The 14,063-nt window shown below is 63.6% G+C and carries 11 protein-coding genes; 4 read left to right on the forward strand and 7 right to left on the reverse strand.

Annotated elements, in window-relative coordinates:
• Positions 1 to 4,287 (forward strand): Ig-like domain-containing protein (locus ACFZAI_RS26305; protein WP_391569728.1); only part of this gene is annotated, 4,287 nt, incomplete at its 5' end.
• Between the two features lie 63 nt (positions 4,288 to 4,350).
• Entirely contained in the window at positions 4,351 to 4,857 is a 507-nt protein-coding gene (locus ACFZAI_RS26310) for a hypothetical protein (protein WP_054428056.1), read from the forward strand.
• 29 nt (positions 4,858 to 4,886) lie between these two features.
• Here the strand turns inward: ACFZAI_RS26310 and ACFZAI_RS26315 are convergent, their stop codons facing one another.
• Positions 4,887 to 5,471 carry a hypothetical protein gene (locus ACFZAI_RS26315; RefSeq protein WP_391569729.1) on the reverse strand — a complete coding sequence of 195 codons (585 nt, stop codon included), beginning with the start codon at positions 5,469 to 5,471 and terminating at the stop codon, positions 4,887 to 4,889.
• Between the two features lie 145 nt (positions 5,472 to 5,616).
• Between ACFZAI_RS26315 and ACFZAI_RS26320 the strand changes: the two genes are divergently transcribed.
• On the forward strand, positions 5,617 to 7,491 hold the full coding sequence (locus ACFZAI_RS26320) for a tetratricopeptide repeat protein (RefSeq protein ID WP_391569730.1): 1,875 nt from the start codon (positions 5,617 to 5,619) through the stop codon (positions 7,489 to 7,491).
• Here the strand turns inward: ACFZAI_RS26320 and ACFZAI_RS26325 are convergent.
• Both ACFZAI_RS26325 and ACFZAI_RS26330 read right to left on the reverse strand, forming a co-directional pair.
• The gene (locus ACFZAI_RS26325; protein WP_391569731.1) at positions 7,448 to 7,963 is read right to left on the reverse strand and encodes a GAF domain-containing protein; all 516 of its coding nucleotides are present in this window, start codon (positions 7,961 to 7,963) and stop codon (positions 7,448 to 7,450) included. The two genes, ACFZAI_RS26320 and ACFZAI_RS26325, sit on opposite strands and share 44 nt — an antisense overlap.
• Positions 7,960 to 9,867 carry a CocE/NonD family hydrolase gene (locus ACFZAI_RS26330; protein WP_391569732.1) on the reverse strand — a complete coding sequence of 636 codons (1,908 nt, stop codon included), beginning with the start codon at positions 9,865 to 9,867 and terminating at the stop codon, positions 7,960 to 7,962. The genes ACFZAI_RS26325 and ACFZAI_RS26330 overlap by 4 nt, the downstream gene beginning before the upstream one ends.
• 236 nt (positions 9,868 to 10,103) lie before the next feature.
• Between ACFZAI_RS26330 and ACFZAI_RS26335 the strand changes: the two genes are divergently transcribed.
• On the forward strand, positions 10,104 to 11,027 hold the full coding sequence (locus tag ACFZAI_RS26335; RefSeq protein ID WP_391569733.1) for a LysR substrate-binding domain-containing protein: 924 nt from the start codon (positions 10,104 to 10,106) through the stop codon (positions 11,025 to 11,027).
• Positions 11,028 to 11,041: 14 nt separating this feature from the next.
• On the opposite strand, the gene ACFZAI_RS26340 is transcribed toward ACFZAI_RS26335, so the two are convergent.
• The 4 genes from ACFZAI_RS26340 to ACFZAI_RS26355 form a co-directional block, all read right to left on the reverse strand.
• On the reverse strand, positions 11,042 to 12,022 hold the full coding sequence (locus ACFZAI_RS26340; protein ID WP_391569734.1) for a Bug family tripartite tricarboxylate transporter substrate binding protein: 981 nt from the start codon (positions 12,020 to 12,022) through the stop codon (positions 11,042 to 11,044).
• A gap of 39 nt (positions 12,023 to 12,061) precedes the next feature.
• A complete protein-coding gene (locus ACFZAI_RS26345) occupies positions 12,062 to 13,057 on the reverse strand; it encodes a Bug family tripartite tricarboxylate transporter substrate binding protein (RefSeq protein WP_391569736.1) in 996 nt (331 codons plus the stop codon).
• A gap of 122 nt (positions 13,058 to 13,179) precedes the next feature.
• A complete protein-coding gene (locus tag ACFZAI_RS26350; RefSeq protein WP_391569737.1) occupies positions 13,180 to 13,344 on the reverse strand; it encodes a hypothetical protein in 165 nt (54 codons plus the stop codon).
• A gap of 109 nt (positions 13,345 to 13,453) precedes the next feature.
• Positions 13,454 to 13,777, reverse strand: coding sequence for a YciI family protein (locus ACFZAI_RS26355; RefSeq protein WP_391569739.1), 324 nt, complete (start codon positions 13,775 to 13,777; stop codon positions 13,454 to 13,456).
• Between the last annotated feature and the right edge of the window lie 286 nt (positions 13,778 to 14,063).

The following is a 14,063-nucleotide window of genomic DNA, read 5'->3' on the forward strand; positions in this document are numbered from 1 at the left end:
GTGAACCAAACCGCAACGTCGTCGATCACCTACACCGTCTCGGACGGTGAAGGCGGCACGTCGACCGCGACGCTGACGGTCACTATTACCGGCACCAACGACACGCCGACCCTGACCCCGGGCGTGACGCTCGACGACCAGAACAGCAACGACGGCCAAGCCATTACCCCGGTCGACATCTCCGGCCAGTTCACCGATGTGGACACCGGTGACGTGCTGACCTACTCCGCTACCGGCCTGCCGCCTGGCCTGACCATCGACCCGGCTACCGGAATCATCACCGGCACGCTGGACCGCTCGGCCTCGCAAGGCGGTACCGACGGCGTGTACACCGTCACCATCACCGCCACCGACAAGGCTGGCGCTTCGGTCACGCAAGACTTCTCCTGGGACGTCAAGAACCCGGCACCGACCGCCGTCAACGACGAAGGCAATACGGAGCAAGGCGCATCGCTGAATGTTGACGCCGCCAACGGCGTACTGACCAACGATACGGACCCCGATGGCGACAACCTGGTCGTCTCGCAAGTCAACGGCAACGCCGCCAACGTCGGTACCGCCATCACGGGCTCCAACGGCGGTACGTTCACGTTGAATGCCGACGGCTCCTATACCTTCAACCCGGGCTCGACATTCAACTCCCTGGGCGTGAACCAAACCGCAACGTCGTCGATCACCTACACCGTCTCGGACGGTGAAGGCGGCACGTCGACCGCGACGCTGACCGTCACGATCACCGGCACGAACGACACCCCCACGCTGACCCCGGGCGTCACGCTCGACGACCAGAACAGCAACGACGGCCAAGCCATTACCCCGGTCGACATCTCGGGCCAGTTCACGGACGTGGACTCGGGTGACGTGCTGACCTACTCGGCCACGGGCCTGCCGCCCGGCCTGACCATCGACCCGGCTACCGGCATCATCACCGGCACGCTGGACCGCTCGGCCTCGCAAGGCGGTGCCGATGGCGTATACACCGTCACCATCACCGCCACCGACAAGGCTGGCGCCTCGGTCACGCAAGACTTCTCCTGGGACGTCAAAAACCCCGCACCGACCGCCGTCGACGACGAAGGCAGCACCAAGCAAAGCGCCACGCTGTCTGTTGACGCCGACCATGGCGTGCTGGTCAACGATACCGACCCGGACGGCGACAAGCTGATCGTCTCGCAAGTGAACGGCAACGCGGCCAACGTGGGCGCGGCCATCGCCGGTTCCAACGGCGGCACGTTCACGCTGAACGCCGACGGCTCCTACTCGTTCAACCCCGGCAGCGCCTTCCAGAATCTGGCGAACGGCGCGACGGCGACGACGTCGATTACCTACACCGTGTCGGACGGTGAGGGCGGCACGTCCTCGGCCACGTTGACGGTGACGGTCACGGGCACCAACTCGGGACCCACGTCCACCGCCATCGCCAACCAGAACGGCGAAGATTCGCAAACGGTCGTCAGCGTGGATGTGTCGAGCCACTTCAACGACGCCGACCTGGCGACGGGCGACAAGCTGACGTTCACCGCCTCCGGCCTGCCGGCGGGGCTGAGCATCGATCCGGAAACCGGCGTCATCAGCGGCAAGATCGACCATTCGGCGTCCCAGTTTGGCGGCACCGGCGTGCACACCATCACCGTGACGGCAACGGATTCGGCGGGCGCATCGACGCAGCAAACGTTCAACTGGAACATCACCAACCCCGCGCCCCAAGCCGCGCATGATCAGGCGAACACGGACGAAGACACGTCGATTCAGGTTACCGACGTGACCAAGGGCGTGCTGGCCAACGACGTGGACCCGGACGGCGACGCGCTGCACGTGTCGGCCGTGGGCGGCGATGGGACCAAGGTGGGCCAGGCGGTGGCGGGCCTGCAAGGCGGCACGTTCATCATCTACGCCGATGGCACGTATTCCTTCGACCCGGGTACTGACTTCCAATATCTGGCCGAAGGCCAGCCTGGCCAGACCTCGGTCTGGTACACCGTGTCCGATGGCGAGGGCGGCACCAGCCAGGCCTTGCTGACGGTCACCATCATGGGCAAGAACGATGCGGCCACGATCACCGGATCGGGCGCCGACACCGTGTATGAAGACTCGGCCGTCTTCGCCAGCGGCAAGCTGACGGTGTCTGACCCTGACGCCAACCAGAGCTTCATGCAGGCGCAGTCCGGCGTGCCGGGCCTGTATGGCACGTTCACGGTGGACGTGAACGGCAACTGGACTTACCAGCTGAACAACGCGCTGGCCGCCGTGCAAAACCTGAAGGCCGGCCAAACGCTGTCGGAAAGCTTCAGCGTGGCGTCGCAGGACGGCACGGCATCCAGCCCGGTCTCGGTCACCATCGTGGGCACGAACGACGCCCCGGTCTCGGGCGATGCATCGGCGCACGTCAACATCAGCAGCAGCTACGTGTTGAAGGTCGGCGACTTCCCGTTTAACGATGGCGTCGAGAACGACAGCTTCCAAAGCGTCGTCATCACCCGCACGCCGGGCGCAGGCGAGGGCACGTTGACGTTCAACGGCCAGCCGGTCACCGCGGGCCAAGTGATTTCCGTGGCGGATATCCAGTCGGGCAAGCTCGTCTTCACGGCGGGCAGCAATGGCGGCGATTCGTCGTTTGGCTTCTCGGTGCGTGATGCGGGCGGCACGGAACACGGAGGCAAGGACACGTCGGCCGAACACACGTTCACGCTGTCCACCGACAAACTGGTCTTGGGCAACAACAACGGCAATACGGACCTGAACGGCGGTGGCGGCAACGACATCATCGTTGGCGACCGCGGCGGCTCCGTGACGGCGGTCGAGCCGGGCAAGAACTACAACATCTCGTTGATCGTCGACGTGTCCGGCAGTATGAAGGACAAGATCGGCAACACCAACGTGACGCGTATCGACTTGCTGAAGGCGTCGTTGACGTCGCTGGCCAATCAACTGGCCCAGCACGACGGCATCGTCAACGTGCGCCTGATTCCGTTCTCGGATACGGCCAAGACGGGTGTCACGATCAACAACCTGAGCGCATCCAACGTCAAGCAGCTGCTTGACGCCATTGACGCCCTGAGCGCCAACGGGAACACGAACTACGAAGACGCCTTCAACAAGGCGGTCAGCTGGTTCAATTCTCAGGTGACCGGCGGCATGGACGCCGCCCATAACTACCAGAACCTGACCTTCTTCCTGACGGATGGCGATCCCAACCGGTACGGCAACAATGGCCAGTCGGGCAACATGAAGGAAGTGCTGCAGAACTCGATCGATGCGGCCAAGCCCTTGGTGGACGGCTCCGGCGTGCTGGTGGGCGGCAACAAGGTGGTGATGTATGGCATCGGCATGGGTGCGGGCGTCAACAGCGACTACCTGCGCTTCTTTGACAACACCAATGCCACCGGCACCGGTTCGCAAGGGGTCGAAGTCAGCAGTGGTTGCAGCACCTCTACGCAGTACGTGACCGGCACGGTGGGCCAGCCGCAGATCGTCAACAACGCCAACGAACTGAATGCGGCGCTGCAAGGCGGCCATTCGTCGACGGAGCTGGCCGCGGTGGGCAGCGACACGATCCACGGCGGTGACGGCAACGACATCATGTTTGGCGACACCATCAACACCGATCACCTGTCATGGGCTGGTCACGCCCAAGGCACGCACGACGGCCAGGGCTGGCAGGGGCTGGTGGATTACCTGACCGCGCAAAAGGGCGGCGTGGCGCCGACCACGGCGGACCTGTTCTCGTACTTGCAGCAAAACCATGCCGAGTTCGACAAAGCCAACGACACGCGCGGCGGCGACGACTTCCTGTACGGCGGCAAGGGTGACGACATCCTCTACGGCCAGGGCGGCAACGACTACCTGAACGGCGGCGAGGGCAACGACATTCTGTACGGCGGCACGGGCAACGACGTCCTGGTCGGCGGCAAGGGCAACGACATCCTGGTGGGCGGTTCCGGTAGCGATACCTTCAAGTGGGAACTCAACGACCAGGGTACGGCGGCCGCCCCTGCCATTGACCGCATCAAGGACTTCTCCAACGCCACCATCGCCAATCAGGGCGACGTGCTGGACCTGCGCGATCTCTTGCAGGGCGAGCACACCGGCACCTTGTCGCAGTTCCTGGAGTTCAAGAAGCAGGGCAGCGATACGGTGATCAACGTCAGCACCAATGGCGACTTGCAGAACAACGTGAACCAGAAGATCGTGCTGGAGAACGTGGACCTGACCAACAACGGGGCGCTGTCCAGCGCGCAGGTTATCAACGACTTGCTGAGCAAGGGTAAACTGATCGTCGATCAATAAGCCCGCCCTTTCCCCACGCGATCCGGCCCATTGGGCCGGATCGCTGCTATTTGAATTCATCCCATGCCCAAGCATTTTTTCGAGCGTGAACAGCTGCTGACCTGGTTCAAGGGGAATGCGGCCGCGGCGGACTACGTCGACATGGTGTGCCGCATCGCCCACTTGTGGGACGACCTGATCGACCGCGACAAAGACGTGCCTGATGACGACATCAACCACGGTTTCTTTGAAGCGCTGATACGGCTGCCGCGCAATACCTTCTACCGCGCGCACTTCGACCACTTGAATGCGGTGCTGATCAATGCCGTGTCGAATTGGCAGATCGCCACCAAGCTTGAACGCGAAGGGGGCAATTATGAAAAGAGCATCGCCTTCGTGTTGCGGTCGTCGTATGCCGACCTGATCACGCAATCGGCGCTGATCATTGGCGGCGAGAAGTGGGCGTGCCAGGTTGGCGAAGAAGTGCGCAAGGCGACGCACGGCGAGACCTACGAGGGCTACATCAAGAACCTGGCCCAGGAAGCCGCCGACCGCAGCAAGCAGAAGCTGGCGCGGCAAGCCAAGAGCTGATTGCCGCGGCCAGCCGGGTCACGTTGCCGTCATTCGCGCGGCGGCGCGTCATTGCGCAGCGGGTGGATGGCCAGCGGATCAAAGTGCCAGTAATGGTCATGCTGGTCCGCGCATCGCACGATGGTGTAGATGGGGTTGTCGGTGTAGTGCCTGGGCCCGCCGCGCACCGTGCGCAGCCCCAGTTCCCCGCCGCAAATTGGGCAATCGCCGCCAAACTGCGTGATGAACACGTCGCCCGACTCGTTCGATTCCAGGCAGGTGCTGCGCCATACACGGGCAAAGCGCACGCGCCGCAGGTCGTTGGCGGGCTTGAACACCAGGCCAACGACAAACAGCAGTGCAAACCACAAATACCCCGTGCCTTGCCCCCACGCGCTGATGAAACCCAGCACCGCCAGCACGCAGGCGGCAAGGCTCGGCCAATATAGCCAGTCGACCTTGACCTGGCGCCCTCGGATGACAAAGGGCTGGATGTCCACCCGGGTAAGAGCAGGCGTGGACTTCGCCTTGTCGGTTTCCTCGCTGCGGCCAAACTGGCGCGCAAGCGACGCGCCGCAGTGGCGGCAGTAACGATCTTCACGCTCGCAGCCTGACCCGCACTTCATGCATAGCATTCACGGACTCCAATAATTGCAGTCCGACAGCATAAACGACCGGCATGGCGCCCTGGGATATTGCCGTCTGAAGCGAGAACGTTTCGCTGACTACGAGGATAATGTCTGCTTTCTGACGTTTGCTTATCCTTGTGGAACGGGTCACTTGGGCAACAACAATTCTTCCGCCACCCCTGCGCTGACTGTCTCAACCGCGTTGAGCCAGGCCTATGCGCACTGGAACGCCGGCCAGGCGGCGCAGGCCGAGCCGTTGTGCCTGGCCGTGCTGAAGGCCGTGCCGGATCAGCCCGACGCGCATCATCTGCTGGGCCTGATGGCGCATGCCTACGGACACCAGGACATGGCGATTGCGCACCTGCGCGCGGCTTGCGCATCGCCGCTAGCACCTGCCATGTATCACAGCAATCTGGCCGAAATGTGCCGCCAGAAGGGCTGGCTGGCCGACGCCGAAAGCGCGGCGCGGCGCGCGGTGGCGCTGGACCCCCAACTGGCCGCAGGCTGGAGCAACCTGGGCATCATCCTGCAAGAGGCGGGGCAACTGGCCGCCAGCCTGGAATGCTTGCAGCGTGTGGCCGTGTTATTGCCCGACCGCCCGGAAACGCATAACAACCTGGGCAATACCTGTTTACTGCTGGGCGACAACGCGCAGGCGCTATTGCACTATGAACGCGCCTTGGCGTTGAACCCCGATCACGCACAAACGCTGGGTAATCAGGCACTTGCCCTGAGCAACCAAGGCCGCCATGACGAGGCCCTGCGCGCCATCCGCCGCGCCATTGACATCGACCCCTTGACGCCGCTTGCGCAGCAGAACCTGGCGCGCATCGAACAGGCGCGCATTGAACAGAGCCACAGTGAACAGGCCCGCATTGAACAGGCCCGCGTTGAACAGGCCCCGATCGAACAGACCAGCGCGGTCCAGGATGCGGCTGCGGCGTCGCAGCTCACCGTCGCCGACGCTTACGCGGCAAGCGTGCAGGCGCATGTGCTTCGTGCCCAGGGCCAGGTGGACGAGGCGCGCAAGATCCTTGAACGTGCCGTTCGTGACGTGCCTGGCGATGCCAGCGCGCGGTTCGATCTGGCCGAGCTATTGCTGCTGCAAGGCGACTTCGATGCCGGTTGGCGCGAGTACCGTTTTCGTTACCGGATGGCGCACACGGCCATGCGGGCGCGCCATGTGCAGCAGCCTCGCTGGGAAGGGCAGCCCATCGCGGGCCAAACCTTGTTGATCCATGATGAGCAGGGGTACGGCGACACCTTTCAATTCTTGCGGCTGGTGGCGCGGGCGCGTGAGCGCAGCGGGGCGCGCGTCATCCTTGAAGTCAATGACGATTGCTATGCGCTGGCCGAGCGCAGCGGCGGTTTTGACCAGATTATTCGAGCCGGCACAATACCGCCGCCGTTCGACGTCCATTGCGAACTGATGAGCCTGCCGCTGCCGCTGGGGTTGCGCCTGGGCGACTTGCCGGTCCGCACGTCGTACCTGCACGCCGATCCGCAGCGCGTCGAGCAATGGCGCAAGCGTCTGGCGGACGTGCCGCGGCCTTGGGTTGGGCTGGTGTGGGCGGGGCGGCCCACTCATCCGAACGACGCGCAGCGATCATTGGCGCTGGCGGATCTGGCGCCGCTTGCGCTGGTTGCAAAAGCGGGCGTGAGCTTCATCGGGCTGCAAAAGGGCGCTGCCGCCGACCCAGCCGCCGACCCAGTCACCATCCCGCCGGCGGGCATGGCGATGCTGTCGCTGGGCCATGACCTCGGCGACTTCGACGATACTGCCGCGCTCATCACGCTGCTTGATCTACTGGTGACGGTGGACTCATCGCCCGCACATCTGGCTGGTGCGCTGGGCTGCCCAGTCTGGGTGTTGTTGCCGTTTGCGCCCGATTGGCGCTGGCTGCTGGGCCGCGACGACTCGCCCTGGTATCCATCGATGCGGCTGTTCCGACAACCCGCGCCCGGGGAGTGGGGGCCGGTGCTTACGGAGGTGGCCGCGGCGTTATCAGCGCTGGCGCCGCAATAAGCGCCAGGCCCGCGCAGAAATCCACGTGGGCGGGCGTGTAGGTGTTCGCCGCGTGCAGCAGATTGATTTGCCCAAGTAATCGTCCTTGGCCGTACACGGGAATGTTCAACACACTTTCGCATTGCAAGGCGAAGATGGCGTCGGCATCAAGGAAATTGAGCCGGACGGCCGCGGCGTCCGGGGTGAGCAGCGGCTGTCCGGACTCCACCATTTTCCGTAACGCGGGGGCGGCGCCGATTTGCTTCACGCCGCTGGCCGGATAGATGTCGGGCGCGCTGCTGTAGAGCCGATGCGCCAACCCGGCCTCAAGGTCATAGCGCAACGCGGTGAACAGGCGGTGGCCGACCGCCCGTTGCGCAACGTCATCCAGTGCTTTCAGAAGCGGATCGGGCTCTCCCGCCTTCGGCGCGCGCGCATTCGCCCGGGTCAGAAGCTGAACGTCGTGCGGCGTCAGCGTGAAGGGCGGGGTCATCGGCTTGCCTCGTTGATCGCCTGCGATGGCTCCTGCTGACGATCTCCCTGGCGAAGCGGAAAATCCACGCGAGAGCTGTACGCGCCGCCCGTGCCGATCTTCAACAACGGGGGCCGGCCGTGAGGCACCTGGCCGCAATGGTCTTTGTCGGCGCCCGCTATCGATATCCGCAAGCGGCTGCCCCGTTGAAACTGCCAGGCGGTGGGCAGCAGCGCAAGGCTGATCCGCTCGAACTCGCCCGGCGTGACGGGCGACGCGTCTTGCCGGCTGAACGTGCGGAATGGCCACGACGTCTTGTAGCTCGAGGGGCAGTGCGAGACTTTTCGATGCAGCAGGCGCAGCATGCCTTCGGTCACGTAACGTTCGGCGCCATCCGCCTCGACTTCGGTCAGGTACACGAACAAGCCGGCGTCCGGTTCGCTGCTGCTGATCCACAAGTCCGCCACCACGTGGCCCGCCAGTTCGACCGCAGCGGGCAGGGGCGCCGAGGTAAAGCTGCACATCAGATCAGTGCGGCCTTGCCAGTCTGGGTAGTACGTCGTGCTGTTGATGGCCGCAATGCGCTCGTAGCGCGTGCCGGCGCCAGTGCCGATTGCAAAGTCGACTTGATAGGCCTGGTGCGAGGTGCCGGATGACGGGGCGGGCTCAAGCGAGGCGGCGGGCGTCAGGTGCAGCGTGCTGTCCAGGCGCTTCTCGTAGGGCGGCCATTGTGCCGAGCTGCGCCATTTTTCGGCATGCAGTGCGTAGTAATGGACCGGGTCTTCGGCATCAAGCCCCGTGTCGTGGCCCAGCAGATAGTGGTCGAAGAAGCGCAGGATCTCGGCCAGCCACGGAAAGTCGGCCATCTGCGTTGTGCGCCACGGCGAAACGTCAATGCGCGCGCCGTGGTCCCACGGCCCCAGCAACAGATGGCGGGGGTTTTTCGACAAGGTCAGGTAGCGCGAGATCGCGCCGTTCATGTAGCCGCCGCCATCCATCCAGCCCGATACCGACAGCACGGCCACATCGCGCGGAATCTGCTCGGCCAAGCTGTAGGGGCTGAACGTGGCGGAGCTGAATGCCGCGTCATAGGGCAGCGGATCTTCGCGGAAGCGGAACTCGGGCATGAACTCCGTTTGGCGGAAGTTGCCAAGATGCTGGTGGATGGCCGCTTGCAGCAGGGCGCCGTCAGAATCCTCGTCAACCGGTTGCGGGCCTTCGAAATCCGGGTTGGCGTAGTAGACAAACCGGTGCAGCATGTCGCGGCGGTCATGGTCCAGCGCGACCATCAGGTCGTCATAGCTTTGCGTCAGCGCCTTGAGCGGAATGCCGCCCGGGAAGTAGTTGTCGGTATAGGTGTCCCAAACGGAGAACAGCGGGGCAATGGCCTTCACGGCCGGGTGGCCGGTGCTGGCCAGAAAGTCCGACGCCGCACCCAGGTAAGAGATGCCGGTGGCGCCCACCACGCCGCTGGACCACGGCTGCTTGATGATCCAGTCCACCACTTCGCGGCTGTCATCGCGCTCGCGGGGCGAGCGGAAGCTGTCACGCGTGCCGAAGCTGGCCCCCGTGCCACGCACGTCAATCACGATCACGGCATAGCCGCGCGGAACGAAGAAGTCGCGGAACTTTGCGGTGTTGGGCGCTCGTTCACCCGTGCCGCCTGCCTTGAGCTTGAAGCGGCGGTAGTAGGGCGTGAACAGCACGATGGCGGGAAACTGTGCGGGCGCTTCACGCTCAAGGCGGGCGGCTTGGCTCGCGTCAGCCGTAGGAATGTAGATATCAATGGCCAGGCGGCAGCCATCGCGCATCGTCAGATAGCAAGAGCGCGGCTCGGGAATGCCGAACGTGGCAGGCCGGGTATCCGCATAGTCTTGAGGCGGAACGACCCAGGCCACGTCTTCGTTTTTTGTATAGGACTGCATGAACTTCCTTGAAAGCAATGTCGGGATCTGTGGTTAAAGCCTGGCGGCAACCGATTTGGCAATCATGTTATTGACGCGGAAATGTCGCCGCCAATATGCAATCTGAATAGCGGCATAGGAAAAAGTGATGTTCGTAGGAAAGCTGAATATCGCCATTTTTCCTAGGGATTACGCGCAGCGCGTGGCCGGAAGGCGCCATCGTTGAATATGATTCGTGCTCGAGATAGGAAATCCTGATGGACCTGCGACAACTCAAGTACTTCACTCGCATCGTCGAGCTGGAGAGCATTACGGCCGCGGCGGAAACCTTGCACATCGCGCAGCCCTCGCTTAGCCAACACGTGGCGAATCTGGAGGGCGAGCTGGAGACGCAGTTGCTGTTGCGCGGCCCCGGCGGCGTACGCGCCACCGACGCGGGCAAGTTGCTGTACCGGCACGCCAAGATGGTGCTTCGGCAAGTGGAAGAGGCCAAGTCCGCGCTCAAGCATGGCCGCGATACCCCGGCCGGCCACGTCACGGTGGGCCTGCCGACCAGCACGTCGCGCGTGTTGGCGGTGCCGCTGATCGAAGCGGTGGCCCAGCGGTATCCTGAAGTGCTGCTTGAAATCATTGAAGGCAGCAGCGCCGACTTGGCCGTGGCCGTGTCCTTGCACCGCATGGATATCGCCGTCGCCATGGATGTGCAGCCGCAACCCGCCCGCATGACCACGACGCCGCTGCTGATCGAAAACCTGTACCTGATCGGCCCGTCGCTGGGAGTAGAAGCGGTGTCCCTGCGGCAGATGTCTGAGCTGCCTCTGGTCTTGCCCAGCTTTCCGAATTCGATACGCGTGCTGGCGGCCCGCGCCTTCGCCGAGGAAACCTTGCCGTTGACGCTCGTCGCCGAGACCAGCGCGGTGTCGGTCCTGCTGGCGCTGGTTCGGGCGGGTAAGGGCTGGACCGTGCTTCCCTCGTCCGCGTTGGGCGGCCCGGAGGCCCACGCCGAGAATATCGTCTCGACGCCCATCGCTGACAAGGCATTCAGCCGGCGGGTATCGGTTTGCATGTCGCTGTCTACCGAGAAGAGTATGGTCTGCACCCACATCCATCAGACGCTCATCGAAGTCACGAAAGACTTGGTGGCAACCGGGCGGTGGGGCGGCGTGGCCTGGCATAAGTGACCCCGCCGGCTGCGTTACTCGGACTTGATTTGCGCCAGCTGCGCCACCTTGCCCCAATGCGCCCGGTCTTCGGCGACGATGTCGTCAAAGCCCTTGAGCGTGACGCCGCTGGCGGTGGCGCCCTGCGCATCGAAATACGCCACCATGTCCTTTTCCAGCACGACCTCGCGCACCAGCGCCGCGACTTTTTCAGCCACGTCATTGGGTGTTTGCGCGGGGGCAAACAAGCCAAACCAGCCCAAGGCCTCAAACTCGGGAAAGCCCTGCTCGGTCACCGTGGGCACGTTGGGCAACACTTGCAGCCGCTGCTTTGACGTGACCGCAACGGCGCTGACGTCGCCCCGTTGTATATAGGGCAACGACGTCATCGCCACGTCCAGCATGAAGTCCACATGGCCGGCCATGGTGTCGGTCAAGGCCGGGCCGGACCCCCGATACGGCACGTGCGTGACTGGCAGTTCCAGGCTGGCGCGCAGCGCTTCGGTGGCCAGGTGGTTGGAAGAGCCCAAGCCACTTGAGCCATAGGTCAAGCCACCGGGCTTGTTCTTCGCCGCGGCGATCAAGGCCTTCAGGTCGTGGACCTTCAAGTCCTTGTTGACGACCACCACGTTTGGCACGGACGCAATCATCGCCAGACCACGAAAATCCTTTAGCGGATCGTAGGGCAGGGTCTTGTACAGAAAGGGCGCTACCGATTGCGTGCTGACCGTGCCAAGAAACAGCGAATAGCCATCGGCAGGCTGCGCGCGCGCATAGGCCGCACCCAGCGTTCCGCCGGCGCCCGGCTTGTTTTCAACCACGAAGGGTTGATGGGTCAGCTGGCCCAAACGCTGCGCGACCTTGCGCGCGACGATGTCGGTGGACCCGCCCGCTGCGAAAGGCACGATGATGCGCACCGGCTTGCTGGGCCACGTGGCGGCGTCCTGCGCGTGGACGGACGGGCTCAGGCTCAACGCCGCAAGCGCGATGGCGGCCAGGGTGTAAACAGGTTTCATGACGATCCTCCACGGATCAGAAAGAAGGGGCGGGCAGCGTCAGTCCACTTGTACGCCGGTGCGGGCGATGAAGTCACCCCATACCTTGGCGTCTTCGTCAGCGCGTGCGCGCATTTGCTCGGCGGTGCCTTGCAGCGGGATGAAGTACAGATCCTTCAGCCGCTTATTGATGGCGGGTTCGGTGATAGCGGCCTGAATGGCGCTATTCAACTTGCCGACCACCGCCGCATCCATGCCTGCCGGTCCCACCACAGCAAACCAGCCGGGCATGGAAGGGGCTTGAATGCCTGCTTCTTTCAACGTCGGCACGTTGGGCAGGTCGCTGGCGTGTTCGCTTGCCAGCACGGCCAGCGGCACCACGTTGCCGCCCTGAATCTGCGGCAGGGCTGAGCCCAGCACGCTGGTCATGATGTCTACCTGCCCGCCGATCACGGCGTTCAACGCCGGGCCTGACCCCTTGTAGGGCACGTGTTTGAGCTTGATGTTGGCGCCCGCCGCGATCATTTCCGTGGACAGGTGCGTGGAATTTCCGGCGCCGGCGCTGGCGTAGGTCACGCTGTCAGGCGACGCCTTGGCGGCGGCCACCAGCTGCGCCAAGGTCTTGAAAGGGCTGCTCTTTCCCGCCACCAACACAAACGGGGTATCGACCACGGGGGCGACATACGTGAAATCTTTGCCCGCGTCGTAGGGCAAGTTCTTGTACAGCTTGGGGTTGAAGCTCATCTGCGACACGCCCGCCAACAGCAGGGTGTAGCCGTCGGGGGCCGACTTCGCCACATACGACGTGGCCACAATCCCGTTCGCGCCGGGCTTGTTCTCGACGACGACCGAGGCCCCCAGCGCGGCACCGATCTTCTCGCTTAACAACCGGGCGACAACGTCGCCGCCAGAGCCTGCGGATTGGGGAACGATCAGCCGGATCGGGCGGTCGGGGTAGGCGGACTGAGCATGGGCCGCACTGCTAAGTAACGGCAATACGCTGATCAGAGCAGCGCCGAAGCAATAGGCCTGACTGGCCTTGCGAAGATTGAACATCTTTTTCCCTTGGATCGATGCGCTTGGTGCGCCTTTTTCGTTGCGCCATTTGATTGCGATATCAGCGCAGATCCATGCTAGGGAGAGCTTGCATTCAATTCAAATACTGCTTTCCTATGCGCCTATAGGTTTTTCCTTTGGCTGTCCGTGCTGGCAATGCCACTGGCCGGTACGTTGCGGCGGCGGGAAAAATCGCAGACTTCGGCGGCGCGCCGCGCGATGTATTCACTGCGGCCGTCCAGCGTGCCTTGGTGGAATACGGCGTTGTAGACCATCGGCGGGGGCATGGGAACGCTGTGCACAATTCTCAGCAGGCCAGCATCGAGCTCCAGGAATTAGGTGTCAGACTGCAATTCCAGGATGTAAGTGTCAGACTGCGATATTGCAGTCTGACACCTAAACCAGCGGCCACACCTCAACAACACCGTGCGCGATCGCGCAGGGGGTGCGGGCCACCATATCAATTGCCTCGGCCAGATTGGCGGCCTCGATGATGGAAAATCCTGCCACGGGCAAGGACGATGTCATATAGGGGCCGGTCGTCGTTTGAACATTAGCCGACTCATGATTGCGCACTTGGACGGGGGCGCCCGCAATCCCCATCAAGACGCCGCGTCGTTGCAAAGCGGCGTCATGCGCGTGGGCGGCGTCGCGCAGCGTTGCGGGCGTGCGGTCGTAACCGGCCTGGTCTCCGTATCCTATCGTCACGAATTTGGGCATAGGGGGCTCCTGACATCAGGCGTCTTCGTGCGCGCCTGGGGGTGGGGCGCGGGAAGGCCGCGCGTTACCGGCGGCGAATCCCGATGCTGATGCCGAGGCCGCCACAACGTGTTTTTTTAACACTTGTCGGGCCTGCATCGTTAACCCTGTGCCCACCGTAGGCACCCCATGCGCGGTGTCGCTGGCACCCGACGCGCGGTGTGGCGGGCACCCCCATGCGCGGTATGGCGGACACCCCATGCGCGGCTCGTCAGGCGCGACATGCACGCGTGGCAAGCCCCGCCAA

The sequence above is a fragment of the Achromobacter sp. NPDC008082 genome, assembly GCF_042957345.1.
Taxonomy (GTDB): Bacteria; Pseudomonadota; Gammaproteobacteria; order Burkholderiales; family Burkholderiaceae_B; genus Achromobacter; species Achromobacter kerstersii_A.